We start from the raw sequence: 25,772 nt of genomic DNA on the forward strand, positions 1-25,772 counted from the left end.
CATGGGACATGCGGCATCGGCCGCGTCGCCCAACGAGGAGGATCCACATGCGCATGCCTGTTTCCCCAGGGCCGTGGGCCATCGGCCTGCTGGCCGCGATCTCGCTGGCGGCCTGCGGCTACCAGGCCGCGGCACCGGAGGAGAACGGTGCCAACACCACCGGCGAACGCGGCGCCGGCGCGGCGCTCGAGCGCGATCCGGCGCCGGACGCTTCGCCCTCGCCGGAGGGCAGCGGCCGGGTGGTGCAGCTGGCGATCGAACAGGAGCCGGCGCCGCACCTGGTCGATGCCAGCGGTGCCTCGCTGTACTACCTGGAAGGCAACGTCGACGGCACCAAGTGCGACCAGGCCTGCGAGGGCGTGTGGCCGCCGGTGCTCGGCCAGGGCCAGCTGCAGGCGACCGACGGCGCCGGGGCCGGCACCACGGTGGGCAGCCTGCAGCGGGCCGACGGGGTTCAGGTCACCTGGCGCGGCCAGCCGCTGTACCGCTATGCCGGCGACCAGGGTGCGCAGCGCTCGGCCGGCGATGGCGTGGTCGACGAATGGGGCCACTGGCAGCTGGCCCGGCCCTGACCACGGCGGCCGGCGGGCGGGGCCTGCCGGCCGCGAGCGGGCAAGAAAAAAGCCGGCACAGGGCCGGCTTCGTGGAAAGCGCGCTGGGCTAGCCGAGGGGGAGGTGGGCCGGCTCGCCATCGCGGCGGGGGAGTGCCGGCAGCGGCGAGGGGTCGGGTACGTACTGCTGCAGCAGTTCCGGCAGATGGCGTTCGAGCCGGTCCAGGTCGAGTGCGTCAGCGTGTTCCGAAGCAAGCATCTGGGACATCTCCTTTCCGGCGGCCTTGCGGCACGCCGCTCCTGCCGTGTCGCGTCGGGGGAAGGTCCGGACATCGCCGGGAGCGCCCGCTAGCGTCCTTGCCGGCGGGCGGTGTCCGGCGAGTGGACACGCGTCCGAATCTGCCTGCCCAAATGTTCAGATCGTGTGGAAAAACAGGGGGTTGGACATGACAAATGCGTAAATTGTGCTGCGCTGCACAAAAGTTCCGGGCCTCTTGGCGGCTCTCACCCCCTGAGACGCGGAAGGTGTACAAATGTACACCATGAGCCAGAACGACTTTCCCTCCCTGCCACCCCAGCGCGCCGCCGTGCTGGACTTCCTGCGTCGCGAACTGGCCGCGGGGCGGGCGCCCAGCCTGGCGGAGATCGCCGATGAGTTCGGCTTTTCCTCGCGCAATGCCGCGCAGAAGCATGTCCAGGCGCTGGTCGCCGATGGCCTGCTGGAGCAGGTACCGGGCCGCAAGCGCGGGCTGCGGCTGCCCGGCGGCGGGGCGGACCTGCTGCCGCTGCCGGTGCTGGGCCGGGTGGCGGCCGGCCTGCCGATCAGCGCCGAGGGCGTGGCCCGGCTGGGCCCGGTGGGCGAGGGCGGGGAGGCGCTGTGGCTGGACCGGCGCCTGTTCTCGCCGCGGCCGGACTACCTGCTGCGGGTGCAGGGCGATTCGATGATCGAGGACGGGATCCTCGACGGTGACCTGGTCGGCGTGCACCGCACCCCCGAGGCCCGCGACGGCCAGACCGTGGTGGCACGGGTGGATGGCGAGCTGACCATCAAGCGCCTGCAGCGCGGGGCGGACCGGATCCGCCTGCTGCCGCGCAATCCGGCCCATGCCCCGATCGAGGTGCATCCGGGCCAGGACTTCGCCATCGAAGGTGTGTACTGCGGCCTGGTGCGAAGGGGTTGAGATGGCCCAGGTCGTTGCCATCGACAGCCTGCTGGCCGCGCGCACGCTGTGGCATGCCGGGCGCAGCGCCCGGCTTCCGGCCGACGGCGAGCCGAGTGGGCACGCGGCGCTGGACGCGCGCCTGCCGCATGGCGGCTGGCCGCGGCGCGCGCTGACCGAGCTGCTGCTGCCGGCCAACGGCGTGGGCGAACTGGCGCTGCTGCTGCCGACCATCGCGCGCATGACTGCCGCCGGCGGCACCGTTGTGCTGGTCGCGCCACCGTTCATTCCCTATGCCCCGGCCTGGCAGGCCGCCGGCGTGGACCTGGCCGGGCTGCACGTGGTCGATGCCTCCCCGCGTGATGCGCTGTGGGCGCAGGAGCAGTGCCTGCGCAGCGGCGCCTGCGCAGCGGTACTGGGCTGGCCGCCGGGTGGCGACGACCGTGCCCTGCGCCGGTTGCAGGTGGCTGCCGACAGTGGTGACTGCTGCGGCTTCGTCCTGCGCGACCGCCGCCATGCCGCCAATGCCTCGCCCGCGGCGCTGCGGCTGCTGCTGGAGGATGGCGGCTGGCGGGTACTCAAGTGCCGGGGCGGGCAGCCGCCCTCGGGGCTGGTGCAGCTGGCGCACTGACATGTCCTTGCATGTCGTCCAACTGCCGTGGAATCCGGCCGGCCTTCCCGTCCCCGGGTGCCGGCACGGGGAGGGCGGCTGATGCTCTGGGCCTGCATCCTGCTGCCGCAGCTGGCGCTGGACGCGGTGCTGCGCCGCCATCCCGAACCGGAGGCGCCGCTGGCCCTGGTCGGCGGTCCGGCGCAGCTGCGCAGCCTGCATGCGGTCAACGCCGCCGCGGCGGCAGCGGGGCTGGTGCCGGGCATGCGCCTGGCCGCCGCGCACGCGCTGCTGCCGCAGTTCGCGATGGTCGATTACGACCCCGCGGCCGAGGCGCGCGTGCACCGCTTCCTCGCCGCCTGGGCCTACCGCCACAGCTCGCTGGTCAGCGCCCAGTGGAACTCGGCCATCGTGCTGGAGGCGCGCGCCAGCTTCCGCCTGTTCGGACCCTGGCCGCGGTTCGAGCGGCGCCTGCGTGGCGAACTGGAACAGCTGGGCTTCCGCCATCGCATCGCCCTGGCCCCGACCCCGCGCGCGGCGCGGGTGCTGGCGGGCCTGCGCGATGGCATGGCGGTGATGGATGCAGCGGCCTTGCCGGCATTGCTCGACCGTGTCCCGGTGCGACGCGCGGTGCTGCCCGGTGACGCCGGCACGCGGCTGCAGCGCATGGGCATCCGCACCCTGGGCCAGCTGCGCGCGCTGCCATCGGATGCGCTGCGCCGCCGCTTCGGCCAGGCGCTGCTGGAACACCTGCAGAAGCTCTATGGCGAAGCCGACGATCCGCTGGAGTGCTACCAGCCGCCGGAGCATTTCGACGAACGCGTCGAGCTGGGCTACGAGGTCGAGACCCATACCGCGCTGCTGTTCCCGCTGCGGCGCCTGGTCGGCGACCTGTGCACCTACCTGTCGATCCGCGACGGCGGCGTGCAGCGTTTCGTGCTGCGGCTGGAACACGAGCAGGGCCATACCGACGTGGAGGTGGGCCTGCTGGCACCGGAGCGCAGCGCATCCATGCTGTTCGAGCTGGCGCGCGGGCGCCTGGATCGGGTGGAGATCGAGCGCCCGGTGGTGGGCATGCGCCTGCTGGCGCGGCACCTGCCGCCGTTCGTGCCGGCGATGCAGGACCTGTTCGCGCAACGCGCGCAGCAGGCGCTGGACTGGCCGCAGCTGCGCGAGCGCCTGCGTGCGCGCCTGGGCGACGAGTCGGTGTACCGGGTGGCGCCGCAGGGCGATCCGCGTCCCGAGCGCGCCTGGTGCCGGGTGACCGGCGACGAGGCGAAGGTGCCTGCCGCGCCGCCGCGCCCGCCACGGCCCACCTGGCTGCTGCCCGAACCGGTGCCGCTGCACGATCCGCGCCTGCAGGTGCTGTCCGGCCCGGAGCGGCTGGAAAGCGGCTGGTGGGACGGGGGCGACGTGCGCCGCGACTACTACGTGGTGCGCACCGGGCGCGGCCAGCGTGCCTGGGCGTTCCGTGCCGCCGGCGCGCGCGAGGGCGGCTGGATGCTGCACGGGTGGTTCGCATGAGCTGGGACGACGCCATCGACGGCGTGGACCGGGAAAGCCCTGGTGCCCGCGTGCCGCGCTTCCGCCAGGTCGCCTGGCGCCTGGCCCGGCGCGAGGCCGGCGCGCTGGATGCGGCCAACGACGACGCGCCGGTCGCCGAAGACGGCCTGCCGGCCTATGCCGAGCTGCACTGCCTGTCCGAGTTCTCGTTCCTGCGCGGCGCCTCCAGTGCCGAGGACCTGTTCGCGCGCGCGGCGCAGTGCGGCTACGAGGCGCTGGCGATCACCGACGAATGCTCGCTGGCCGGCATCGTCCGTGCCTGGGAGGCAGCGCGCGCCACCGGGGTGAAGCTCATCGTGGGCAGCGAGTTCGCGCTGGACTGCGGCCTGCGCTGCGTGCTGCTGGTGCAGTCGCGCGCCGGCTATACGCGCCTGTGCGAGCTGATCACCACCGGTCGGCGCAATTCGGCCAAGGGCAGCTACCGGCTCGCGCGCGCCGACGTGGAGCGGGTGGTGCGCATGCCGCCGCCGGGCGTGGAAGCTGGGGAGGTGGCAGGCGAGGGCTGCGGCCTGTTCGCGCTGTGGTTGCCGGGCGCCGAACCCGATCCGGCGCAGGGGCGCTGGCTGCGCCTGCTGTTTGGCGAGCGCGCGTACCTGGCGGTGGAGCTGCACCGCGAGCAGGACGATGCCGCGCGCCTGGCCCGGCTGCAGGAACTGGCGGCACGGCTGCAGATGACGGCGGTGGCGGCGGGCGACGTGCACATGGACGTGCGCCGGCGCCGGGTGCTGCAGGACACGCTGACCGCGATCCGCCACAACCTCACCCTGGCCGAATGCGCCGACCGGCTGTTCCGCAACGGCGAGCGCCACCTGCGCACGCGCCGCGCGCTGGCGGCGATCTATCCGGCGCCGCTGCTGCAGGCTTCGGTGGAACTGGCGCGGCGCTGCCACTTCGACCTCAAGGAAGCCGGCTACGTCTATCCGAAGGAACTGGTGCCGCCGGGGCATACCCCGACCAGCTGGCTGCGCCAGCTCACGGAAGAGGGCATGCGCCGGCGCTGGCCGGAGGGCGTGCCGCCGAAGGTGGCCGCGCAGATCGAGGAGGAACTGGCGCTGATCGCCGAGCTCAAGTACGAGGCGTTCTTCCTCACCGTGGAGGACATCGTCCGTTACGCCCGCGGCAAGGGCATCCTCTGCCAGGGCCGCGGCTCCTCGGCCAACTCGGCGGTGTGCTTTGCCCTGGGCATCACCGCGGTGGATCCGGCGCAGACCCGCCTGCTGGTCTCGCGCTTCCTGTCCAAGGCACGCGACGAGCCGCCGGACATCGACGTGGACTTCGAGCACGAGCGCCGCGAGGAAGTGCTGCAGTACGTGTATGGCAAGTACGGGCGGCGGCGCGCGGCGCTGGCGGCCACGGTGATCCGCTACCGCGGCAAGAGCGCGGTGCGCGACGTGGCCAAGGCCTTCGGCCTGCCCCCGGACCAGATCGGCCTGCTGGCCGAATGCTTCGGCTGGGGCAATGGTGCCGCGCCGATGCGCCAGCGCCTGTCCGAGGCCGGGTTCGATCCGGACAACCCGCTCATCAACAAGGTGCTGGCGCTGGCGGCGATGCTGGAAGGCATGCCGCGCCACCTGTCCCAGCACGTGGGCGGTTTCGTGATCTCCGACGCGCCGCTGTCGACCGTGGTGCCGGTGGAGAACGCGGCCATGGCCGACCGCACCATCATCCAGTGGGACAAGGATGACCTGGAGACGATGGGCATGCTCAAGGTCGACTGCCTGGCGCTGGGCATGCTCACCTGCATCCGCAAGGCCTTCGACCTGGTGGAGTGGTACCGCGGCGTGCGCCTGGACATGGCCACCCTGCCGCGCGAGGACCCGGCCACCTACGAAATGCTGCAGGCCGCCGACAGCGTGGGCGTGTTCCAGGTCGAATCGCGCGCGCAGATGGCGATGCTGCCGCGGCTGCGGCCGAAGACGTTCTACGACCTGGTGGTGCAGGTGGCGATCGTGCGCCCCGGGCCGATCCAGGGCGGCATGGTCCATCCCTACCTGCGCCGGCGCATGGGCAAGGAGCTGGTTAGCTATCCCTCCGAGGGGGTAAAGCAGATCCTCGGCAACACCCTGGGCATCCCGCTGTTCCAGGAGCAGGTGATGGAGCTGGTGATCCATGCCGGCTACACGCCGGAGGAGGCCGACCACCTGCGCCGCTCGATGGCGGCCTGGGGGCGGGGCGGCGACATGGAGCCGCACCGCCTGAAGATCCGCCGGCTGATGGAAGGCAAGGGTTACGGCAGCGGGTTCATCGACCAGCTGTTCGAGCAGATCAAGGGCTTCGGTTCCTACGGCTTCCCGCAGAGCCATGCGGCCTCGTTCGCCAAGCTGGTCTATGTCAGCGCCTGGCTCAAGCGCCACGAGCCGGCGGCCTTCGCCTGCGCCCTGCTCAACTCGCAGCCGATGGGCTTCTACTCGCCCAGCCAGATCGTGCAGGACGCGCGGCGCGGCCGCGGTGGACGCGAGGGGGTGGAGGTGCGGCCGGTGGACGTGGTCTGCAGCAGCTGGGATTCGACCCTGGAGCCGCTGGGCGAGGGCAGGCAGCCGGCGATCCGGCTGGGCCTGCGGCTGGTGGCGGGCCTGTCGGAAAGCGCGGCGCAGGCGATCGTCGATGCGCGGCGCTGGCGTCCCTTCAGCGACGTGGCCGACCTGTGCCGGCGTGCGGGACTGGATGCGAGGGCGCGCCAGGCCCTGGCCGAAGCGGGCGCGCTCGATGGCCTGGCCGGCCACCGCAATGCCGCGCGCTGGGCGGTGGCCGGGATCGAGCCGAAACGGCCGCTGCTGGATACCAGCCCGGATGAAACCCGCATCGAACTGCCGGCGCCGCGCCTGGGCGAGGAGCTGCTGGCCGATTACCGCAGCACCGGCCTGAGCCTGCGCGCGCATCCGATGGCGCTGCTGCGCGCGCAGATGGTGCAGCGGCGGATCCTGGGCGTGCGCGAGCTGCGGCAGCGCCGCCATGGCAGCGGTGTGCACGTGGCCGGCCTGGTCACCCAGCGGCAGCGGCCGGCCACGGCCAAGGGCACGATCTTCGTCACCCTCGAGGACGAGCACGGCATGGTCAACGTGATCGTGTGGCCGGACCTGGCCGTGCGCCAGCGCAAGCCGCTGCTGCAGTCGCGGCTGATGGCCGTGCGCGGACGCTGGGAACGGGTGGACGGCGTGGAGCACCTGATCGCCGCCCACCTGGAGGACCTGAGCCACCTGCTGGGCGGGATGCAGGTCGAATCCCGCGATTTCCACTGATCAACCGCGCATTGCGCAGGAGGGCGGCATGGACCTGTTCGACAACGGACCGCAGACCCTGGTGGAGGACGCCGAGGGCGGTATCCGCTACTGGGCGGAGTTCCTGCCGCCTGCGCTGGCCCGGGAATGGTTCGAGGCGCTGCGCGATGGCTGCCGCTGGCAGTCCGCGCGCAGGCCGATGTACGACCGCGTGGTCGACGTGCCGCGGTTGATGGCCTGGTACGGCCTGCACGAGGTGCCCGAGGGCCTGCCGCTGGCGGCGATGCTGGAACGCGTGCAGGCGGTGGCGCCGGGTGCCTACAACAGCGCGGGCCTGAACTTCTACCGCGACGGCAACGACAGCGTGGCCATGCACAACGACAAGCTGCACCAGCTGGTGCCGGGACAACCGCTGGCGCTGGTCTCGCTCGGCAGCGCCCGGCGCATGAACATCCGTGCCAAGGCCGGTGGCCGCGCGCTGGGCATCGACCTGGAGCCGGGCAGCCTGCTGGTCATGAGCCATGCCAGTCAGCTCACCCACGAACACGGCATACCCAAGACCGCGCGCCCGGTCGCACCACGCATGGGCGTGGTGTTCCGCGCGCGTCCGCAGGCGGCGCGGACGCGGTATTCCTGGCAGGCAGGCGTGGGAGCGTCCGGATCCGTGCCTGGTCCGGGGGAGCGGGCGGCGTGAGCCCGCCCGGCGTCCGCGGGCTGGCTGCCGGCTCCCCGTTGCCCACCGGGCAGGCGCTGGCGATCGACGGCCGCTGCTTCGCCTACATGTTCCCCTGCGCCTGGGAGGACCACTGCAAGATCGGCTTCTCCGCCGATCCGCTGGGGCGGATCGCGGCGCTGCACCCGCGCTGGTTCGGGTTCTTCGACCTGGAAGGCGGGATGCTGGTGGAGGCCGAGTCCATCCGTGACGCGCGCGACCTTGAGCTGGAGCTGCGCGCAGGACTGGGCGGGTACAACGCGCCGGCGCCACTGGCGATCCGGGTTCCGGCTGGCGGGCATACCGAGTGGTTCCGCGGCGTGTCGGCGCTGCTGGCCGAGCGCGTGGCGACCCTGGGCGCGCGTGGCTATCGCACGTATCGACTGGGCGACTGGCTACAGGCGGCGCTGCAACAACGCGCGGACCGACTGCACGAGTGGACCCTGGTGCAGCTATCGGTGGACGAGCTGGAAGGCCTGGCCGGTCCCACGCCTGCGCAGCAGCACGTGCGCGACGTGCTGGATGCGTGCGTTGCCCTGGGTATCGGACTGGAACCGCGGCTGGCGCCGGCGGTCCTGGACTGGTATCGCGGGCCAGCGTCGTGACTCGCAGGCGGTGGCCAGCAGCAAGGCTGCTGGGCGCGAGGAGCCCGGCCCGCTTTCCAACCCCTCCCCCCCCCCCCGGGGGGGAGGGGTTGGCCTGGCCCGCAGCGAAGGGGCCTGTGGTCAGCGGCTCGATTTCTTCGTGGCGCGGCGCGTGGATTTCTTCGCCGCCGACTTGCGGGCGGGTGATTTGCGGGTGCTGGTCCTGGCCGTGGCCTTCCTGGCGCTGGACTTCTTCGTGGCCTTCTTCGTGGCGTGGCCGGTGCTCTTGCGGGTGGCCTTCTTCGCCGTCGCCTTCTTCGCGGGGCTGCGGCTGGTCCTGCGCGTGGCGGTCTTCTTCGCCGCCTTCTTCGCCGCGCTCTTGCGCGGAGCCGACTTCCGGGCCGTGGTCTTGCGCGCGGCCTTCTTCGTGGCGGTCTGGCGGGTCGCCTTCCTGGCGGTGCTCTTGCGGGCGGTGGTCTTGCGCGCGCCGGTCGTCTTCTTCGCTGCCTTCTTGGTGGCCTTGCGCGCCGTCGACTTCCGTGCGCCGCTCCCGCTTGCGGTCTTCTTCGTGGCCTTCTTCGCGGCCTTGCTGGCGCCGCCGGCGGACTTCTTCGCCGCGGATTTCTTCGTCGATTTCTTCGTTGCCTTGCGCGCGCCGGACTTCCTGCCCGACCCGGACTGCTTGCCGCCGCCGTCCTGCTTGTTGACGGTGGCCCAGGCGATGCGCTCGGCGGTGTCCTCGCTGCGGCCGCGCTCCTTCTCGCTGTCCTCGATGTGCTCGGCCTGGCGCTTCTGCTTGTCGGTATAGCTGGACTTGTCACCACGTGGCATTGGCTTGCTCCTGCGATGCACCGGTGCGTGCGGCCACAGGAAAACGCCATCGGGGTAAGGCATCCGTGAAATGCACGGGCTTCGTTGCAACGCATCGCCGGGCGATCGGCGGCGATGCGCCCGCCGGTCACCGCCATCCGCGCAAAGGAAAGCCCCGCATCGCGGGGCTTCCCGTGGCTGCTCCCGGCGCGCCGCGCGGCGCGCGATCCTTGCTCAGCGGAAGCGGATCTCGCCGGCGAAGGTGATGGTGTCCACGTCCACGTTGACGCCGTTGGATTCGGCGCGGCGGCGGTCGTAGTTCAGGCCCAGGTCCCAGCGGCGGCTGAAGTCGTAGCCGGCACTGATGCCGTAGTACGGCTTGGTCGAGCTCTCGTCGTCGACGATGTCGAAGCGGTCCTCGCGCAGCTGCAGGGTGACGCGGGCCACGCCGGCGCGGGCGCCGACGAAGAAGCCGGTTTCCTGCGGGCCGAAGTGCTTCTTGGCGACGATGCCGGCGCCGACGGTGACCAGGTCCAGGTCGTAGTCGCAGCCCAGGTACTCGGTGTACAGCGAGCCGACGTGGCCCTCGACGGCGAGGTTCGGGGTGAACCAGTAGCCGCCGCCGACCAGCAGCGCGGTGTCGTTGTCGCTGCCGCGGAAGTAGCGGCCGTAGCTGACTTCGATGTCGCTGTTGCCGGCTTCGGCGCGGACGAAGGGCTGGCCGGCGAGGGCCTCGGTCGACAGGGTGCAAAGGGCCAGGGCCGCAGCCAGGGCCAGGATGTTCTTCATGTATGACCTTCCAGTGGTTTTCTCGGTATGCCCGTCCGGGCAGCGCGCACTTTGGCCGGCAGGTCCAGCAGTGTCAGGAATTTGTCAAAGGTTCGGGCGCAGGGGCGCCCAAGCTGCGAAAATGAGGTGCCCCAGACCAGCGTCGTGGCGGCAGCGGCCGCCAGCGGCTGGCACGTTCCGGAAAGGAGGTCCGGGCGGTCCTGCCAGGCGCGGGCTTCCCCCACCCGTGTTCGAGATTTGTCGTGTCAAACCCCCCGAAAGAGCGCCGCCGGTCCAACGCCCCCGTGGACCCGCAGCAGCTGGTCGCCGGCCTCACCCCCGGACAGCAGGCGACCGTGGAAACCATGCGCCATTTCCACTGGGAACTGCGCTTCGTGCGCCGCCCGCTGTTCCAGCCGCCGATCCCGTTCCTGTTCGACCGCGACGGCAAGCGCTACGTGGTCCTGCGAGGACGGCAGCATCGACGAGCATCCGGACCTGCCGCTGCGCGACTGAGCCGCGCAAAAAGAAGGCCCCGCCGTAGCGGGGCCTTCTGGCGGCAACGCGGGCGCCCGGATCAGGCGCCGGCTTCTTCCTTGTACGCGTCCACCGGGATGCAGGCGCAGAACACGTTCTTGTCGCCGTAGACGTTGTCCACGCGCGAGACCGGCGGCCAGTACTTCTGCTTCTTCAGCGACGGCAGCGGGAACGCGGCCAGCTCGCGCGGGTAGGCGTGCTTCCACTCGCTGGCCGACACCTGCTGCGCGGTGTGCGGGGCGTGCTTGAGCGGGTTGTCCTCGCGGTCCAGGCGGCCGTCCTCGATCGCGCGGATCTCCTCGCGGATCTGGATCATGGCGTCGATGAAGCGGTCCAGCTCCTGCTTGGACTCGCTCTCGGTCGGTTCGACCATCAGCGTGCCGGCGACCGGGAAGCTCAGGGTCGGGGCGTGGAAGCCGAAGTCGACCAGGCGCTTGGCGATGTCCTCGGCGCCGATGCCGGTGGCCTTCTCCAGCGGGCGGATGTCGAGGATGCACTCGTGCGCGACCAGGCCGTTGCGGCCGGTGTAGAGCGTCCTGTAGTGCGGGGCCAGCCTCTTCGAGATGTAGTTGGCGTTGAGCAGGGCCACCTGGGTGGCCTTGCGCAGGCCGGCGGCGCCCATCATCGCGATGTACATCCAGCTGATCGGCAGGATCGAGGCGCTGCCGAAGCTGGCCGCGCTGACCATGCCGACCTTGCCGTCGCCGCCGAGCGTGCGCGGCAGGAACGGCGCCAGGTGCGCCTTCACCGCGCACGGGCCCACGCCCGGGCCGCCGCCGCCGTGCGGGATGCAGAAGGTCTTGTGCAGGTTCAGGTGGGAGACGTCCGAACCCCACTTGCCCGGCTTGGCCAGGCCGACCAGGGCGTTCATGTTGGCGCCGTCGGTGTACACCTGGCCGCCGTGGGCGTGGATGATCTGGCAGATCTCGACCACGTCCTCCTCGAACACGCCGTGGGTGGACGGGTAGGTGATCATGATCGCGGCCAGGTTGGCCGAGTGCTGTTCGGCGCGGGCGCGCAGGTCCTCCAGGTCGATGTTGCCGTTGGCGTCGCACTTGACCACCACGACCTTCATGCCGGCCATCTGCGCCGAGGCCGGGTTGGTGCCGTGCGCCGACTCGGGGATCAGGCAGATGTTGCGGTGGCCCTCGCCGCGGCTGGCGTGGTAGGCGCGGATCGCCAGCAGGCCGCTGTACTCGCCCTGGGCGCCGGAGTTGGGCTGGAAGCTCACCGCGTCGTAGCCGGTGCACTCGGCCAGCATCGCCTCCAGCTCGGACACCAGCTGGGCGTAGCCCTCGGCCTGGTCGGCCGGGGCCAGCGGGTGGACCTGGCTGAACTCCGGCCAGGTGATCGGGATCATCTCCGAGGTGGCGTTGAGCTTCATGGTGCACGAACCCAGCGGGATCATCGTGCGGTCCATGGCCAGGTCCTTGTCCGACAGCGAGCGCATGTAGCGCAGCAGCTCATGCTCGCTGTGGTAGGTGTTGAACACCGGGTGCTGCAGGAACGGGCTGGTGCGCAGCAGCTCGGCCGGCAGCGCGTTTGGGGTGGCGGCGTCCAGCGCGTCGATGTCGATGCTGGCGCCGAACAGGCCGGCCAGGGCGGCCAGGTCGGCGCGGGTGGTGGTCTCGTCCAGGCTGATGCCCACCGCCTCGCTGTCGATCTGGCGCAGGTTGATGCCGGCCTCGCGGGCGCGGGCCAGGATCGCGCCGGCGTCCACGCCCTTCACGTGCAGGGTGTCGAAGAAGCGCCCGCCGACCTCGATGCCGGCATTGCGCAGGGCCGCGGCCAGGATCGCGGCCATGCGATGGGTGCGGCGGGCGATCCGGGCCAGGCCCTCGGGGCCGTGGTACACGGCGTACATCGAGGCCATCACCGCCAGCAGCACCTGCGCGGTGCAGATGTTGGAAGTGGCCTTCTCGCGGCGGATGTGCTGCTCGCGGGTCTGCAGGGTCAGGCGGTAGGCCGGGTTGCCCTCGGTGTCCACCGACACGCCGATCAGGCGGCCGGGCATGGAGCGCTTGAACGCGTCGCGGCAGGCCATGAACGCCGCGTGCGGGCCGCCGAAGCCGAACGGCACGCCGAAGCGCTGCGAGTTGCCGACCACGATGTCCGCGCCCCATTCGCCCGGGGCGGCGATCAGGGTCAGGGCCAGCAGGTCGGTGGCCACCGCGACCAGGCCGCCGCGCGCGTGCACGGCCTCGGCCAGGGCACGATGGTCGCCGATGTGGCCGAAGGTGTCCGGATACTGCAGCAGCACGCCGAAGCACTCGGCTTCCATCGCCTCCTCCGGGGTGCCCACGCGCAGGGTGATGCCCAGCGGCTCGGCGCGGGTGCGCAGCACTTCCAGGGTCTGCGGATGCACGGCGTCGTGCACGAAGAAGGTGTCCGACTTCGACTTGCCGGCGCGCTTGGCCAGGGTCATGGCCTCGGCGGCGGCGGTGGCCTCGTCCAGCAGGGAGGCGTTGGCGATCTCCATGCCGGTCAGGTCGGCGCACATCTGCTGGAAGTTCACCAGCGCTTCCATGCGGCCCTGCGAGATCTCGGCCTGGTAGGGCGTGTAGGCGGTGTACCAGGCGGGGTTCTCGAGGATGTTGCGCAGGATCACCGCCGGGGTGTGGGTGCCGTAATAGCCTTGGCCGATGAAGCTGCGGAAGACCTTGTTCTTCCTGGCGATGGCGCGGATCCGGGCCAGCGCCTCCTCCTCGGTCAGGCTGCCGCCCAGGGCCAGCGGCTCGGCGGACTTGATCCCGGCCGGGACGATGGCGTCGGTCAGGGCCTCCAGCGAGTCGTGGCCGACGGCCTGGAGCATGGTGGCGATTTCGGCGTCGTTGGGGCCGATGTGGCGGCCGACGAAGGCGTCGTGCTGCTCGAGTTCGCGCAGGGAGGAAGCGTGCTGGGACATGGAGAGCGGTCCGGACAGGGCAGGAATGGAGGCCGCGCACGGGCGCGGCGGGGTGCCCCTCTGTCCTTTTGCCTGAGAGTTTGGAAGCCGCGCGGACGAGGTCGCGTGCTTCGTGCCCCTTCGGCGCCGGCGCTGGCGCTCTCGCGTGGCCGGTCTCTCCAGAGTGTTTGCAGCGGCGGTGGTATCGGGCCTGAGCGATTACGGGCGTTTGCGCCTTCGGCAGCCGGCCGGGGCCGGCTTCTCCCACCAGGTACAGCGTGGCGATTATACCGTGGCCGCGGCGGCGGGCAGGCCGGTGGCGGCGGGCGCGGCCCGGGGCGGCGGCACCCGGGGGCAGCCGGACAGGGCAAGCCCGCCAGCGCCGCCGGGTGCAGCGGGGATGGGCGCTTGGCTTACCATGGCCATCCTTTCGGGACCGCGGCCCATGACCTCCGATCCGGACCACGCCACTGCAGCAGCGACCATCGCCATTCCGGAGCCGGCCGCGGTAGCCGCGGCGGCGGAAACCGCGCCCGCGGGCGGTGCCATGGGGCCAGCCGCACCCAGCGCGATCGACCGCCTGGTGCGCCTGCTCAAGCGCGAGCCGGTGCTGGTGGTGTCGCTGGTCTATGCGCTGGTGTCGGCCATGGGCATGTGGTCGCACTACTGGTTCTACCGCCGCCTCGACTTCCCGATCCTGGAATACCTGCAGGGCGCCGACCTGTTCGTGATCGGCCTGCGCCGGCCGGACTACTTCCTGGTGGTGCTGGCGGTGCTGGCCTTCGTGCGGGTCAGCCTGGTCCCGGTGCGCTGGGCCGCGCGCAATCCGGAGCGCGCACGCGCGCTGGCGGCGCGCCACCCGTGGATCCGCTGGGTGTTCCTGTTCCCGGACGACAGGAAGCGCTGGCTGGTGTCCGGGCTGTCGTTCGAGACCCAGCTGGTGCTGTTCGGCCTGGTGCTATCGCTGCAGTACCTGCTGGTGTGGAGCGTGCTCAATGCCAACCGGGTGGTGGAGGGCCGCTCGGACCTGCCGCAGGTGCGCCTGACCCTGGCCGGGGCCGACGCTCCGGTCCCCGGGCAGGCGCGGCTGCTGGGCACCACCAGCGCCTACGTGCTGGTGTGGTGGCCCGGGCCGAAGCAGGTGGAAGTGTTCCCGGTGGCCAACCTGGCCCGGATCGAGCAGGTGCGCGCGCCGGAAGGCGGGCAGCCGGCGCATGATGCCGAGCTGCCCGCGGACGCGGCGCCCGGCGCCGAAGCCGCGGATGCCGGGGCGGTTGCGCCCGCGGCCGCCGATGCGATCCAGCCGGCCCGGGAAGGTGGCCCGTCCCGATGAGCGCACGCAGTACCCGGACCCTGACCCTGCTGCTGGCCGGCCTGGCGATGTTCGGGCCTTTCTCGATCGACACCATCTTCCCGGCCTTCCCGCAGATGGCCGCGCAGTTCGGCGCGGACAAGGTGGCGATCCAGCAGACCATCAGCGTCTACCTGATCTCCTACGCGCTGATGAGCGTGGTGCATGGTCCGCTGTCGGACGCACTGGGACGGCGGCGGGTGATCCTGGCCGGCCTGGTGGTGTTCACCCTGGCCTCGGCCGGCTGCGCGCTGTCGCGCGACCTGCCCACGCTGCTGGCGTTCCGCGCGCTGCAGGGGCTGTCGGCCGGAGTCGGCCTGATCGTCGGCCGCGCGGTGATCCGCGACGTGCTGCAGGGCGACGACGCGCAGCGGCTGATGAGCCAGGTCTCGGTGATCTTCGGCATCGCCCCGGCGATCGCGCCGATCATCGGCGGCTGGATGCTGGGTGCCGGGCGCTGGCCGCTGATCTTCTGGTTCCTGGCCGCGTTCGGCCTGATGCTGCTGGCGAGCGTGGGCCGCTGGCTGCCGGAGACCCATCCGCCGGAACTGCGCCTGCCGCTGCAGCCGCGGCGGCTGCTGCGCGACTACGCGGCGATCGGCGCCAACCCGCGTTTCCAGCGCCTGGCCGCGGCCGGTGCGCTGAACTTCGCCGGCATGTTCCTGTACATCGCCTCGGCGCCGGCATTCCTGATGGACCTGCTGGGCCTGGGCGAGCGCGAGTTCGCCTGGCTGTTCATCCCCACCATCGGCGGCATGACCCTGGGCGCGTTCCTGTCCGGGCGCCTGGCCGGGCGCTGGCCGCCGGGCCGGCAGGTGGGCGCGGGCTTCGCCTGCTCGGCCACCGCCGCCGCGCTCAACGTGGCCTACAACGTGCTGGCGCCGGCGATCGCGGTGCCGTGGGCGGTGCTGCCGATGAGCCTGTTCGCCTTCGGCGTGGCCCTGGTGTTCCCGGTGCTGACCCTGGCGATCCTGGACATGTACCCGCGCCAGCGCGGCGCCGCCTCCTCGCTGCAGGCGTTCTTCCAGCTGGTGCTCAACTCGCTGGTCGCCGGCCTGCTGTCGCCGCTGCTGAGCCACCACGGCCTGCACCTGGCGCTGGGCATGGCCGCGTTCGTGGCCGGCGGCTGGGCGATCTGGCGCTGGGAGTCCAGCGTCGCCCGACGCGCGCGGCCGCCTGCCTCCCCGCCGCCCTCCGGCCCGATGATCGAGCCGGGCGAGCAGCTCTGACCTTCCTTCCTTCCCCCCGGAGATCCCGATGTCCATCCAGTCCAAGGCCCGCCGTGACGCGCGCAAGCGCAAGGCCGAACGCGAGCGCAACCGCGCCCGGGCCGGGCGCCCGCCGATCGAACCGCATGCCGAGCTGCGCGACCGCGACGGCAACCTGCTGGCCGGCGTGGTGCGGCAGGGCGGGGTCTGGGTGCTGGGCATGGACGGGCGCATCGCCGGCAGCAGCGACAGCGCCGCGCAGATGCTGATGCTCATGCGCCGCGCCCAGCGCCTGCACGAGGAGCAGGGCGTGCCGGTGAAGCTGGTGTACTCGGACGTGCTGCGCGACGAGGCGGCGCTGGAGGCGGCGGCCAACGGCAAATCGCCGGAGGAGTACGAGCAGCAGCTGGAGGCGGAGATGGCCTCGGCGCGCCCGGTCGATGGCGAGGACGAGGGCGAGCGGCAGGAACCGGATACCTCCGGCCCGGCGCTGCACTGAGTCCCGCCCGCCGCAAAGGCAAGGGCCGGCTTGCGCCGGCCCTTGCTGTTTGCAGCTTCCGTCGGCCCGCCTCAGGCGTCCTTGGCCGGGGTCGTGGCCGCCTGCGCCGCCGGCGCCTGCCAGCCGCAGGACTTGCCTTGGTTCTGCTGCTGCAGCCATTCCTGCAGCGGGGCGAAGTACTCCAGTACCGCGCCGCCGTCGATCCGCTCGCTGCCGGTCAGCTCCTTGAGCGTGGCCTGCCACGGCTGGCTGGCGCCGCGCGCCAGCATGGCGCGGAACTTCTCGCCGGCGGCCTCGCTGCCGTGGAAGCTGCATTCGTACAGCGGGCCGGTGTGGCCGGCGGCCTCGCACAGCGACTTGTAGAACTGGAACTGCAGCAGGTGCGCCAGGAAATAGCGGGTGTACGGGGTATTGCCCGGCACGTGGTACTTGGCACCCGGGTCGAAGAACTCCTCGCCGCGCGGCTGCACCGGGGCCACGCCCTGGTAGCGCGCCTTCAGCTCCCACCAGGCCTGGTTGTAGCGGTCCGGGGTGATCGAGCCGTCGAACACGCCCCAGCGCCAGCGGTCGATCATCAGCCCGAACGGCAGGAACGAGACCTTGGCCAGGGCCATGCGCATCTGGGTGTTGATCAGCGCCTCGTGGCTCTGCGCCTGGCCCTGGACCAGGCCGATCGACTCCAGGTACTTCGGCGTCATCGCCAGCACGATGGTGTCGCCGATGGCCTCGTGGAAGCCGTCGTTGGCGCCGTTCTGGAACAGCGGCGGCTGCGGGTTGTAGGCCAGGTCGTAATAGATGTGGCCCAGCTCGTGGTAGATGGTGGTGAAGTCTTCCTCGTTGGGCTTGATGCACATCTTGGTGCGCACGTCCGGCGACTTGCCGTCAGCGCCGCCCATGTTCATGTCCCAGGCGCTGGCGTGGCAGACCACGTCGCGGTCCAGCGGCTTGATGAACTGGCTCTTCTCCCAGTAGCTCTCCGGCAGCCGGGGCATGCCCAGGGAGACGTAGAAGTCCTGGGCGCGCTCGGTCATCGCCTTGGCCATGGCCAGCTGTGCCTCGCGCTCGGCCTCGAAGCGCTCGCGCGGGCCGGGGCTGGGGCCGCGGCGGTGCAGGGCGGCGCTGAGCAGCTGCTGGTACTGGCGCTCCAGGGCGGCGGTGATGTCCAGGTCGCCCACGCCCTTGTACGGCTGCAGCATGTCCCAGAGGTTGCCCCAGTCCTGCTGCCACATGTTGCCCATCAGGTGCGCCGGCAGCAGGCCCTCGCCGACCACGCCGCGTTCCACGCCGTAGGTCTGCTGCAGCTTGTCGCGGGTGTAGCAGTGCAGCTGCTCGTACAGCGGGCGCACCTGCTCCCACAGGCGGTCGGTCTCGGCGGAGAAGGCGTCCGGCTCCATGTCGTAGCCGCTGCGCCACATCGCGCCGGTGTCGGCGTAGCCCAGTTCGCGCGCGCCCTCGTTGACCAGCTCGACGAAGCGGACGTAGTCCTCGCGCATCGGTTGGGCGATCGAGTGCCAGCCGGCCCAGGCGTCGAGCTGGGCGTCGTAGTCGCGGCTGGATCTCAGCACGTCCTCCAGCTCGCCCAGCTGGCGGCACTTCCTGGCCGCGCCTTCGCCGCTGCAGTAGGTGCCGGCGCCGTAGGCGCCTTCCATCTTCGCCGCGATCCGGGTCAGCTCGGCCAGCTTCTCCGGGTCGCGCGGGGCGGGCATGGCGGTGGCCTGCTTGAGCAGGTTGAGGGCGCGCCGGCTGTCGTCGGACATCGGCTGGCCCTCGAACTTCTTCGCTTCCTCGATCCAGGCATTGAGCTGGGCCAGGGCGCGCTCGTTGGCCTTGGCCGCCACCAGCTGGCTGTCGTCGTTGATGTAGGTCGAGGACAGCCACTGCGCGGAAGTGAGCTCCGGATAGGCGGCCTTGAACTCGGCGTTGATGCGGGCGACGAACTGGTCGGCGGTCTCGCCGTTCTCGGCCCGGGCGGCAGGCTTTTCCTGTTCCGGGCTGGGCGTCTTGCGGCAGGCCGACAGCGACAGCAGGCCGGCGGCCACGGCGATGGCTAGCAGCAGGGGGCGATGGTTCACGAGGGGTCCCTTTGCGTGAGTGCGACCGGCGAAGGCTAGAGGCCCGGGATGGCACTGGCAAGGCGCGGCGCGGGGACCCGTCTTCTCCCCTCGGGGGAAGCGGCCCCGAAGGGACGGACGAGGGGCGGACGGGGCCCCCGGGACATCGCCGCCCTCAACCCCACTCCATGGGGCGAGGCGAGCTTACTGGCCGCTGGCGCAGCCGGCGAACAGGTCGCGCGAGCGATCGTAGACGGAGGTCCTCACCTGCATGAGGCCCAGCACCGAGTGGAACAAGTTGTCCTGGTCGGCGCGCCCGTTCGCACGCTGGCGCAGGCACTTCAGGTCGAGCCCGCGGTCCTGCGCGAATTCCGGCGAAAACCACATCACCATGGGCACGCGGGTCTGCTCGGCCGGCGCGATCGCGTAGGGCACGCCATGCAGGTAGAGGCCTTTCTCGCCGAGCGACTCGCCGTGGTCGGAGAGATAGATCATGGCGGTGTCGTAGTCGGGCAGGGCGCGCAGCGTGCCGATCGCGCGGTCCAGAAAATGGTCGGTGTACAGGACCGTGTTGTCGTAGGTGTTGACGATCTGCTCGCGGCTGCAGTTGCCCAGCTCGGCGGTGTCGCAGGTCGGCGCGAAGCGCCGGAACTGCGCCGGGTAGCGCTGGAAGTAGGCCGGGCCGTGGCTGCCGAGCTGGTGCAGCACCACCACGCGGTCGCCCGGCCTGGCGCGCACCTGCGCGGCGAGGTCGTCGAGCAGGATCTCGTCCATGCAGCGCCCGTCCTTGCACAGCCCGGGCTTCTTCGCGTCGTCGAGCTGCTGGATCTGCAGGCCTTCGCACACGCCCTTGCAGCCGGACTGGTTGTCGCGCCACAGCGTGGCGATGCCGGCGTGTTCGAGCACGTGCAGGAGCGACTGGTGGGCGCGGATCTTCGCTTCGTCGTAATCGTGGCGGCCGAACGGCGAGAACATGCACGGCACCGAGACCTCCGTGCTGGTGCCGCACGAGTGCATGTCGGGGAAGTTGATCACCCCGGTCTGCGCCAACTTGGGCGTGGTCTGGCGCGCATAGCCGTTGAGGCCCCAGTTCTGCGCGCGCATGGTCTCGCCCAGCACGATCAGCAGCAGGCGCGGGCGGCTGCCCGGCGCGCGCGGGGTCGCCATCGCATCGTGCTCGATCGGCAGCTTCGGCTTGTGCTTGATCGGCGAGTCGGTCTTGAGGACCTGCATGAGCGCGACCAGGTAGTTGACCGGCGTGGCCAGGTAGCGCACCTCGCGATGGTTGCGCATCAACGCCGACAGGCCCTGGAACGACAGCATCGAACCGGCGGCGCCGACCGCCGCGATGGCCGCCAGGAACAGCAGGCGCACGCCGAGCGCGCGGCTCCAGCTGCGGCGGCGCAGCCGCACCCGCCACAGCACGGCGATCGGGAGCGCCGCGTAGAACAGCAATGGCCACAGCAGCGCGGGCGTGAGCAGCTCGCGCGATTCCTTGTGGTCGGTGTTGAGCACGTTGCGCAGCATGTCCGCGTCCAGGTAGACGCTGTAGCTGTTCATGTAGTGCGTGGCGAACGCGGTGGTGACGAACAGCAGCGTCAGCAGCGGCTTGGCGTTCCAGCGCCACACCAGCAGGCCGAACAGCAGCGCGTGCACGGAGACCAGCAGGAAGAACAGCGACGCGGCGAAGCCGATGTCGCCGGGATGCGTCGCGAGCGACGCATGCCAGAACATGCGGTTGCAGGCGAGCGCGAAGAACACGCTGCTGCCCAGCACCAGCGTTTCCACCGACACTTCGGGTCGGTGCGTCCAGTCGAGCGCGCGCAGGCGCGAGAGCACGCCGCTGCGGGGCAACGAGAGGCTCATGCGGTTTCTCCCGCCGCGCCGGCCGCGGCGCTGCGCGCCCGCGGGCGCAACAGCCACAGGTACAAGCCGAGCGACACGCCCCAGCAGACCGCCAGGGCCCACAGGTCGTGGGAGAGGAAGTGCGCGCCGCGCAGTTGCTGGGAAACGCCGAACAGCAACCCGGCGCCGAGACCGATCGCCAGCCCGGCCTTGCGCCAGCGCGGGCGGACCGCCAGCGCGGCGAAGTACAGCGCGACCCAGGCATAGCCGCCGCTGGCATGCCCGGCCGGGAAGCAGCCCGACGCCGGAACGCCCTGGCGCGATTCGAACAGCCCGTAGAAGGCGTGGGTGCCGCCGTAGCTGGCCAGGTCCCACGGGCAGTCCATGTGCGTGGCTCCCTTCAGCAACGATACCGCCGCGGTCGAAAGCCCCACCGCCAGCACCACGTACAACGCCGGGCGCGACCAGGCGTTCCAGCGCGGCGAGCGCCGCGCATACAGGCCGAAGACCAACAGCGCCAGCGCCGCGGCGGTGCTGGCCTGCTTGCCGCCGCGATGCACGAGCTTGGCGGTGAACCAATGGTCCTTGAGCAGCCAGTGCCCGCCTTCGGCGTGATAGATCTGCGTGGCCAGCCATTGGTCGACGCCGCCGGCCGTCAGCAGCGCGCTCAGCGCCAGCACCGCCGCCAGCGGAATCCACAGGTGGGTGGCGACGAAGCGGCTGTACGGACGGAGAACGGGGAAGGCATCCGTGGCGGATGCAGGCATCAGGTTCATCGGGCGCCAACGGGCAAAAGGCCGTTTCCGGCAATGGCGGGCATGATCCGGGCCGGTTTGTCGGAAAGCGGTCGGACAACCGTTGCCCAGCGCTTAACCTCAGACAACGTCCCCGGCGGTTCAGTTGCCGTTGTCGTCGCCCGCGCCGGCCTGGTCTTTCGCGGGCGTCACGCAGCCCGGCTTCAGTGCACTGCCCGGCACCAGTTGCCAGGCATTGCGGTTGGACTCGCCGATGTCGATCGCCTGCGCGCGGTCCACGCAGGGGCTCATCGCGTCGCGCAGCACGAACAGCCAGCGCCGCTGCGGCGCCTGCGCCACCCAGTCCGCGGCGCGTGCCCATTGCACGTCCCAGGGCTGCTTGAAGCCGAAGTCCACCGCCGGCCGGTCCGCCTGCAGCAGGTTCTGCTCGCGCCAGGCGATCATCCCCAGTTCCGCGCCGGGGCCGATGCGCTCGCCCACGCGCTGCATCAGGCCGGCCGCCGAGCTGTAGGGATCGAGCGCCACCATCAGGCCCAGGCCATGGATCGTCCACAGCAGCGCCGTGGTGGCGACCACCAGCGCGCCGGCGCGTCGCAGCCGCGCCCAGGCCGCGAGCAGCAGGACAGGGATGGCGAAGGCGAGCAGCCAGGCGCCGAACACCTGCATCGCCGCCGGGTCGATAGCGCGCTTGAGCGCGCCCCGCATCGCCCATCCGGCCTGCATGCACAGGCCGGCGCCGACCGCCAGCGCGGCCAGCGCCAGCAGCCAGACATAACCGGCCAGGACCCAGCGGGTCGCGCGCCTGCGCAGCAATCCGGGCAGCAGCGGCGCGGCAGCCACGGCCAGCGCCGGCAGCATCGGGAAGATGTAGACCTCGCGCTTGCCGGGGCTCGCGCTGAAGAACGCCAGCACCAGCACGCTCCAGCCGAGCAGCAGCCAATGGCGCGGATCGCCGCGCCGCAGGCGCCGCCGCCAGGCCGGCAGCAGTTGCGGCAGCAGCAGGCAGCCCGGCAGCCACAACGTGGCGATCACCTGCAGGTAGTACCAGGCCGGCTGCACGTGGTGCCAGGCCGCGGTGTAGCGCGTGCCGGTCTGCTTGAACAGCAATTCGTGCGCATAGGCGCGCAGGCTGGGGTCGGGAGCCTGCCATAGGGCGATCGCCAATGGCAGCAGCCACACCGCCGTGCCGGCGACGAAGGCCGGGACCGCGCCCAGCCATGCCGGCCATGCGCCACGCACCGCGTCCGCGCGATGCCGGTGGCGCCAGGCCGCCCACGGCAGCAGCACCAGCAGCGGCAGGAAACCCACGCCCTTGGTCACCGTGCCCAGCCCGGCGGCGAACGCGCCCAGCGCCCAGGCCGGCCAGTCGGGGCCGCGCAGCAGGTGCCGCAACAGTCCCCACAGCGACAGCGTGGTCATCGCCACCAGCACCATGTCGATCTGCGCGCGCTTGGCCAGCACCCCGAACTGCAAGGTGGCGAACAGCGCCAGCACCGCGTAGTGCGCCACGCGCCGGTTCCACAGCCGGCGCGCCAGGTCCCAGGTCAGCCACAGGGTCGCCAGCGCCGCGAGCAGCGAAGGCAGCAGGAAGGCGACGCGCCAGTCGCGCACCAGTTCGAACGCGCCGGCCTGCATCCACATGAACACCGGCGGCTTTTCCGCGTACAACTCGCTGCCCCGGTGCGGCAACAGCCACTGCCCGCTCTGCACCATCGCGCGCGCGGCGAGCACGAAGCGGGGTTCGTCCGGCGGGTTGGGCTGGCGCAGCCCCAGCCCGGCCAGCAGGGCGAGCACGATCGCCAGCAGCGCGGCGCGGTAGGCCCAACGCCGCCGCCGCTCCAGGGGTGTGATGGAAGTCTGCACGTTGGAATGCGGGCAAAACGGGCGCAGACTATGCCGCGGCGAGCGTGGGAAGTTTGTCGGAACCTGCCGTTTCGACGCGCTTCCGACATCGCCCGGCTACGATGCACGACCACATCTTTCCCGGAGACCGACGATGCGGCTGCTCGTCATCGAGGACAACCGCAATCTGGTGGCCAACCTGTTCGACTATTTCGAGGCGCGCGGCCATACCCTGGATGCCGCGCCGGACGGCATCACCGGCCTGCACCTGGCCACCACGCAGCCCTACGACGCCATCGTGCTGGACTGGATGATGCCGCGCATGGACGGCCCGGAAGTGCTGCGCCGGCTGCGCGAGGAACACCTGTCCGAACTGCCGGTGATCATGCTGACCGCGCGCGACGAGCTGCCCGACAAGATCGCCGGCTTCCGCGCCGGCGCCGACGACTATCTCACCAAGCCGTTCGCGCTGCCCGAGCTGGAAGTCCGGCTGGAAGCGCTGCTGGTGCGCGCGCAGGGACGCGGCCGCAGCAAGCTGCTGACGGTCGGCGACCTGAAGCTGGACCTGGCGACGCTGGAGGCCAGCCGCGCCGGCAAGCCGCTGCACCTGTATCCCGCCTGCCGCAAGCTGCTGCAGGTGCTGATGCAGGCCAGTCCGGCCGTGGTCACCCGCGAGAAGCTCGAACAGGCCCTTTGGGGCGACGAGCCGCCGGACGGCGACATGCTGCGCTCCCACATCTACGACCTGCGGCGCAGCGTGGATGGCCCGTTCGAGGAGAAGCTGATCCACACCCTGCCGCGCGTCGGCTACCGGCTCGGCCCCGCCGGGCACCAGGAACGCCTGCATGCCGAATAGCCCGCGTCGCGCCCTGGACCGCAAGCGCGGGGCCCCGCCGGCGCGGGGCCTGGCGTCGCGGCGCCGCATCCCGGACGGCGCGCGCCTTCCATGAAGCCGGGCGGGATACGTTCCAGGCTGGGCGGGCTGCGCGCGCGCGTCACGCTGTGGCTGGTGATCTACGCCGCGCTGATCTCGCTCGCGGTGTTCATCCATGGCTTCATCGTCAACGAGCAGGCCGAGCAGCTGACCTGGCGCTCGCTGCTCAAGTCGGAGTTGGCCCACTTCGTCCAGCGCAGCGCCGAGGATCCGCACTACCACTGGACCGACACCGAGACCGTGCAGCTGTACGGCGACGACGACGACTCGCCGGCGCCGCCGGAGTTCGCCCGCTTCGGCCCGGGCATCCACGACGGCATCGGGTACCAGGGGCGCGACAAGGTGCTGATGGTGCAGGACGTCAACGGCCGGCGGCTGGTGCTGGCGCTGGACATCACCCAGTTGCAGGCGCACGAGAACAACCTGGGGTTGTGGATGCTGGTCTCCAACATCATCGCGATCGTGCTGCTCGGCATCCTCGTGGCCTGGGGCCTGGGGCGGGTGGTGCAGCCCCTGGCCGACATGGCCAAGCGCATCCACGCGCTGCGCCCGGACCGGCCCGGCCAGCACATCGACGTGGTGAAGGGCGCCAGCCACGAGCAGGTGGTGATCGCCGAGGCGCTCAACGACTACCTGCAACGCAACGACACCTTCGTCGAGCGCGAGCGCGCCTTCATCGACAGCACCAGCCACGAGCTGCGCACGCCGATCGCGGTGATCCGCGGCGCCAGCGAGCTGGCCCTGGACCAGCCGGACACGCCGCCGGCGGTGCGCCACCAGTTGCTGCGCATCCGCCAGACCGCCGAGTCGGTCGAGCAGCTGGTCACGCTGCTGCTGGTGCTGGCGAAGGACCCCAGGCGACTGGAGAAGAGCAGCGACTACGTGAACCTGGACGAGCTGCTGCCGGACATCCTCGACGACCATCGCCACCTGTGCGCGGACAAGGACCTCGGCCTGCAACTGGTCGAGCTGGCGCGCTGCGAGCTGTTCGCGCCGGTGGCGATCATGCAGGTCGCGATCGGCAACCTGCTGCGCAACGCCATCGAGAACAGCGACCGCGGCGTGATCCGCGTGTCCCTGCTGGCGCCGGCGACGGTGCGGATCGAGGATCCCGGGCACGGCATGAGCCCGGAAGAGATCGCCGCGATCTACCGCCGGATCGCGCGCGGCGACCCGCGGCAGGGCAGCGGCATCGGCCTGGACCTGCTGGGCCGCCTGTGCGAGCACCTGGGCTGGAAGCTGCAACTGGACTCGGAGACCGGGCAGGGCACCGTGGCCACGCTGGACATGAGCGGCTCGCTGGCCAAGAGCCGGGATTCGTGATTGGGGATTCGGGATTGGCAAGAGCGTAGGCTCACGCCGCTCCTACAAATCCCCAATCCCGAATCCCGAATCCCGAATCCCGGCCTTAAAGCAACAGCCCGCGCGCGGTCAGCCAGGCGCGTGCATCCTCGGCATCTTGCTCGAACCACGCCCTCGTCGACCCAAGCCGGTACGTATAACCCCACGCATCCATGTCGGCCATCAGGCGGTCGCTGCCCACGCCGGACAGGCGTCCGGCCAGGACGATCTGCAGGTAGCAGGTGGCGTCTTCTTCCTCGACCGAGTCGGTCGCGTCGGTATGCACCGCCGCGCGCCTGTCGGGCGGCAGCACGATCAGGTGGCAGGCCTCGTGCAGCATCGAGTGCACGGGGGTATCGCCGCGCACGTACACGGTCGGGCCGATGATGCCGGCCTCCGGTTCGCCCCAGTAGCTGCCGGGGATCGGTTCGCCGTCGGGCACGGCGACCAGCTCCAGCCCGTGGCGGGCCAGCAGGGCGGCGGCATCGGCGAAGGCGACGTCGCGCAGGCGCAGGACGTCGCGGTCGGGGGAGGGTTGCATGGAATGGG

At 71.2% G+C, this 25,772-nt stretch carries 22 protein-coding genes and 1 riboswitch; of the genes, 13 read left to right on the forward strand and 9 right to left on the reverse strand.

Annotation, left to right across the window (positions count from 1 at the left end; genetic code table 11):
• The first annotated feature begins 53 nt into the window (after window positions 1–53).
• Window positions 54–572, forward strand: a complete 519-nt coding sequence (locus tag EIM48_RS08805) for a hypothetical protein (RefSeq protein ID WP_232207909.1) — start codon at window positions 54–56, stop codon at window positions 570–572.
• 88 nt (window positions 573–660) lie between these two features.
• Here the strand turns inward: EIM48_RS08805 and EIM48_RS15310 are convergent, their stop codons facing one another.
• A complete protein-coding gene (locus EIM48_RS15310; RefSeq protein WP_156810452.1) occupies window positions 661–819 on the reverse strand; it encodes a hypothetical protein in 159 nt (52 codons plus the stop codon).
• 274 nt (window positions 820–1,093) lie between these two features.
• Between EIM48_RS15310 and lexA the strand changes: the two genes are divergently transcribed.
• The 7 genes from lexA to EIM48_RS15315 all read left to right on the forward strand — a co-directional run bounded on the left by lexA (window position 1,094) and on the right by EIM48_RS15315 (window position 9,206).
• Window positions 1,094–1,732: a transcriptional repressor LexA gene (lexA, locus tag EIM48_RS08810; RefSeq protein ID WP_037034608.1), complete on the forward strand. Its 639-nt coding sequence runs from the start codon at window positions 1,094–1,096 to the stop codon at window positions 1,730–1,732.
• A 1-nt stretch (window position 1,733) separates the two neighbouring features.
• Window positions 1,734–2,342: a translesion DNA synthesis-associated protein ImuA gene (gene imuA / locus EIM48_RS08815; RefSeq protein ID WP_019398626.1), complete on the forward strand. Its 609-nt coding sequence runs from the start codon at window positions 1,734–1,736 to the stop codon at window positions 2,340–2,342.
• An 81-nt stretch (window positions 2,343–2,423) separates the two neighbouring features.
• Complete coding sequence (locus tag EIM48_RS08820) at window positions 2,424–3,845, forward strand: DNA polymerase Y family protein (RefSeq protein WP_125111479.1); 1,422 nt, start codon at window positions 2,424–2,426, stop codon at window positions 3,843–3,845.
• The gene (locus tag EIM48_RS08825; RefSeq protein WP_199728407.1) at window positions 3,842–7,123 is read left to right on the forward strand and encodes an error-prone DNA polymerase; all 3,282 of its coding nucleotides are present in this window, start codon (window positions 3,842–3,844) and stop codon (window positions 7,121–7,123) included. The genes EIM48_RS08820 and EIM48_RS08825 overlap by 4 nt, the downstream gene beginning before the upstream one ends.
• A gap of 28 nt (window positions 7,124–7,151) precedes the next feature.
• Window positions 7,152–7,796, forward strand: a complete 645-nt coding sequence (locus EIM48_RS08830) for an alpha-ketoglutarate-dependent dioxygenase AlkB (protein WP_125111480.1) — start codon at window positions 7,152–7,154, stop codon at window positions 7,794–7,796.
• An 86-nt stretch (window positions 7,797–7,882) separates the two neighbouring features.
• Window positions 7,883–8,419, forward strand: coding sequence for a GIY-YIG nuclease family protein (locus tag EIM48_RS08835; RefSeq protein ID WP_233581673.1), 537 nt, complete (start codon window positions 7,883–7,885; stop codon window positions 8,417–8,419).
• Window positions 8,420–8,570: 151 nt separating this feature from the next.
• The gene (locus EIM48_RS15315) at window positions 8,571–9,206 is read left to right on the forward strand and encodes a hypothetical protein (protein ID WP_158675200.1); all 636 of its coding nucleotides are present in this window, start codon (window positions 8,571–8,573) and stop codon (window positions 9,204–9,206) included.
• A 236-nt stretch (window positions 9,207–9,442) separates the two neighbouring features.
• On the opposite strand, the gene EIM48_RS08845 is transcribed toward EIM48_RS15315, so the two are convergent.
• The 3 genes from EIM48_RS08845 to gcvP all read right to left on the reverse strand — a co-directional run bounded on the left by EIM48_RS08845 (window position 9,443) and on the right by gcvP (window position 13,418).
• A complete protein-coding gene (locus tag EIM48_RS08845) occupies window positions 9,443–9,997 on the reverse strand; it encodes an outer membrane beta-barrel protein (protein WP_125111483.1) in 555 nt (184 codons plus the stop codon).
• Between the two features lie 245 nt (window positions 9,998–10,242).
• Window positions 10,243–10,458 carry a hypothetical protein gene (locus EIM48_RS15320; protein WP_158675201.1) on the reverse strand — a complete coding sequence of 72 codons (216 nt, stop codon included), beginning with the start codon at window positions 10,456–10,458 and terminating at the stop codon, window positions 10,243–10,245.
• 95 nt (window positions 10,459–10,553) lie between these two features.
• The gene (gene gcvP, locus EIM48_RS08855; RefSeq protein ID WP_125111484.1) at window positions 10,554–13,418 is read right to left on the reverse strand and encodes an aminomethyl-transferring glycine dehydrogenase; all 2,865 of its coding nucleotides are present in this window, start codon (window positions 13,416–13,418) and stop codon (window positions 10,554–10,556) included.
• Between the two features lie 50 nt (window positions 13,419–13,468).
• Window positions 13,469–13,590: riboswitch (glycine riboswitch) on the reverse strand.
• Between the two features lie 252 nt (window positions 13,591–13,842).
• On the opposite strand from gcvP, the gene EIM48_RS08860 reads away from it, so the two are divergent.
• Genes EIM48_RS08860 through EIM48_RS08870 form a run of 3 tightly spaced genes read left to right on the forward strand, consistent with a single transcriptional unit; the run spans window position 13,843 to window position 16,455 of the window.
• On the forward strand, window positions 13,843–14,730 hold the full coding sequence (locus tag EIM48_RS08860) for a hypothetical protein (RefSeq protein ID WP_125111485.1): 888 nt from the start codon (window positions 13,843–13,845) through the stop codon (window positions 14,728–14,730).
• A complete protein-coding gene (locus tag EIM48_RS08865; protein ID WP_019399441.1) occupies window positions 14,727–15,977 on the forward strand; it encodes a multidrug effflux MFS transporter in 1,251 nt (416 codons plus the stop codon). Before EIM48_RS08860 ends, EIM48_RS08865 begins: the two co-directional genes overlap by 4 nt.
• Before the next feature lie 28 nt (window positions 15,978–16,005).
• On the forward strand, window positions 16,006–16,455 hold the full coding sequence (locus EIM48_RS08870) for a hypothetical protein (protein WP_125077228.1): 450 nt from the start codon (window positions 16,006–16,008) through the stop codon (window positions 16,453–16,455).
• Window positions 16,456–16,526: 71 nt separating this feature from the next.
• Here the strand turns inward: EIM48_RS08870 and EIM48_RS08875 are convergent, their stop codons facing one another.
• The 4 genes from EIM48_RS08875 to EIM48_RS08890 all read right to left on the reverse strand — a co-directional run bounded on the left by EIM48_RS08875 (window position 16,527) and on the right by EIM48_RS08890 (window position 22,969).
• Window positions 16,527–18,527, reverse strand: coding sequence for a M2 family metallopeptidase (locus EIM48_RS08875; protein ID WP_125111486.1), 2,001 nt, complete (start codon window positions 18,525–18,527; stop codon window positions 16,527–16,529).
• A 183-nt stretch (window positions 18,528–18,710) separates the two neighbouring features.
• Window positions 18,711–20,372 carry a phosphoethanolamine--lipid A transferase gene (locus tag EIM48_RS08880; RefSeq protein WP_125077227.1) on the reverse strand — a complete coding sequence of 554 codons (1,662 nt, stop codon included), beginning with the start codon at window positions 20,370–20,372 and terminating at the stop codon, window positions 18,711–18,713.
• Window positions 20,369–21,127 carry a phosphatase PAP2 family protein gene (locus EIM48_RS08885; protein WP_125077226.1) on the reverse strand — a complete coding sequence of 253 codons (759 nt, stop codon included), beginning with the start codon at window positions 21,125–21,127 and terminating at the stop codon, window positions 20,369–20,371. Before EIM48_RS08885 ends, EIM48_RS08880 begins: the two co-directional genes overlap by 4 nt.
• A gap of 120 nt (window positions 21,128–21,247) precedes the next feature.
• Window positions 21,248–22,969: a glycosyltransferase family 39 protein gene (locus EIM48_RS08890; protein WP_125111487.1), complete on the reverse strand. Its 1,722-nt coding sequence runs from the start codon at window positions 22,967–22,969 to the stop codon at window positions 21,248–21,250.
• Window positions 22,970–23,102: 133 nt separating this feature from the next.
• On the opposite strand from EIM48_RS08890, the gene EIM48_RS08895 reads away from it, so the two are divergent.
• Both EIM48_RS08895 and EIM48_RS08900 read left to right on the forward strand, forming a co-directional pair.
• Window positions 23,103–23,804, forward strand: a complete 702-nt coding sequence (locus EIM48_RS08895) for a response regulator transcription factor (RefSeq protein WP_125111488.1) — start codon at window positions 23,103–23,105, stop codon at window positions 23,802–23,804.
• Between the two features lie 90 nt (window positions 23,805–23,894).
• Window positions 23,895–25,205: a HAMP domain-containing sensor histidine kinase gene (locus EIM48_RS08900; protein WP_125077223.1), complete on the forward strand. Its 1,311-nt coding sequence runs from the start codon at window positions 23,895–23,897 to the stop codon at window positions 25,203–25,205.
• 85 nt (window positions 25,206–25,290) lie between these two features.
• Here EIM48_RS08900 and EIM48_RS08905 read toward each other — a convergent pair whose 3' ends face one another.
• Window positions 25,291–25,764 (reverse strand): hypothetical protein, encoded by a 474-nt coding sequence (locus EIM48_RS08905; protein ID WP_125111489.1) that lies wholly within the window; start codon window positions 25,762–25,764, stop codon window positions 25,291–25,293.
• Between the last annotated feature and the right edge of the window lie 8 nt (window positions 25,765–25,772).

Origin of the sequence: Pseudoxanthomonas sp. SGNA-20 (assembly GCF_003931635.1) — a bacterium.
Taxonomy (GTDB): domain Bacteria; phylum Pseudomonadota; class Gammaproteobacteria; order Xanthomonadales; family Xanthomonadaceae; genus Pseudoxanthomonas.

Bases quoted from the DNA above. Each gene is read 5' to 3' on its own strand.
- EIM48_RS08805 (WP_232207909.1), top strand. From the start codon at position 54: ATGCCTGTTTCCCCAGGGCCGTGGGCCATCGGCCTGCTGGCCGCGATC.
- EIM48_RS15310 (WP_156810452.1), bottom strand. From the start codon at position 819: ATGTCCCAGATGCTTGCTTCGGAACACGCTGACGCACTCGACCTGGAC.
- lexA (WP_037034608.1), top strand. From the start codon at position 1,094: ATGAGCCAGAACGACTTTCCCTCCCTGCCACCCCAGCGCGCCGCCGTG.
- imuA (WP_019398626.1), top strand. From the start codon at position 1,734: ATGGCCCAGGTCGTTGCCATCGACAGCCTGCTGGCCGCGCGCACGCTG.
- EIM48_RS08820 (WP_125111479.1), top strand. From the start codon at position 2,424: ATGCTCTGGGCCTGCATCCTGCTGCCGCAGCTGGCGCTGGACGCGGTG.
- EIM48_RS08825 (WP_199728407.1), top strand. From the start codon at position 3,842: ATGAGCTGGGACGACGCCATCGACGGCGTGGACCGGGAAAGCCCTGGT.
- EIM48_RS08830 (WP_125111480.1), top strand. From the start codon at position 7,152: ATGGACCTGTTCGACAACGGACCGCAGACCCTGGTGGAGGACGCCGAG.
- EIM48_RS08835 (WP_233581673.1), top strand. From the start codon at position 7,883: ATGTTCCCCTGCGCCTGGGAGGACCACTGCAAGATCGGCTTCTCCGCC.
- EIM48_RS08845 (WP_125111483.1), bottom strand. From the start codon at position 9,997: ATGAAGAACATCCTGGCCCTGGCTGCGGCCCTGGCCCTTTGCACCCTG.
- EIM48_RS15320 (WP_158675201.1), bottom strand. From the start codon at position 10,458: ATGCTGCCGTCCTCGCAGGACCACGTAGCGCTTGCCGTCGCGGTCGAA.
- gcvP (WP_125111484.1), bottom strand. From the start codon at position 13,418: ATGTCCCAGCACGCTTCCTCCCTGCGCGAACTCGAGCAGCACGACGCC.
- EIM48_RS08860 (WP_125111485.1), top strand. From the start codon at position 13,843: ATGACCTCCGATCCGGACCACGCCACTGCAGCAGCGACCATCGCCATT.
- EIM48_RS08865 (WP_019399441.1), top strand. From the start codon at position 14,727: ATGAGCGCACGCAGTACCCGGACCCTGACCCTGCTGCTGGCCGGCCTG.
- EIM48_RS08870 (WP_125077228.1), top strand. From the start codon at position 16,006: ATGTCCATCCAGTCCAAGGCCCGCCGTGACGCGCGCAAGCGCAAGGCC.
- EIM48_RS08880 (WP_125077227.1), bottom strand. From the start codon at position 20,372: ATGAGCCTCTCGTTGCCCCGCAGCGGCGTGCTCTCGCGCCTGCGCGCG.
- EIM48_RS08885 (WP_125077226.1), bottom strand. From the start codon at position 21,127: ATGAACCTGATGCCTGCATCCGCCACGGATGCCTTCCCCGTTCTCCGT.
- EIM48_RS08895 (WP_125111488.1), top strand. From the start codon at position 23,103: ATGCGGCTGCTCGTCATCGAGGACAACCGCAATCTGGTGGCCAACCTG.
- EIM48_RS08900 (WP_125077223.1), top strand. From the start codon at position 23,895: ATGAAGCCGGGCGGGATACGTTCCAGGCTGGGCGGGCTGCGCGCGCGC.
- EIM48_RS08905 (WP_125111489.1), bottom strand. From the start codon at position 25,764: ATGCAACCCTCCCCCGACCGCGACGTCCTGCGCCTGCGCGACGTCGCC.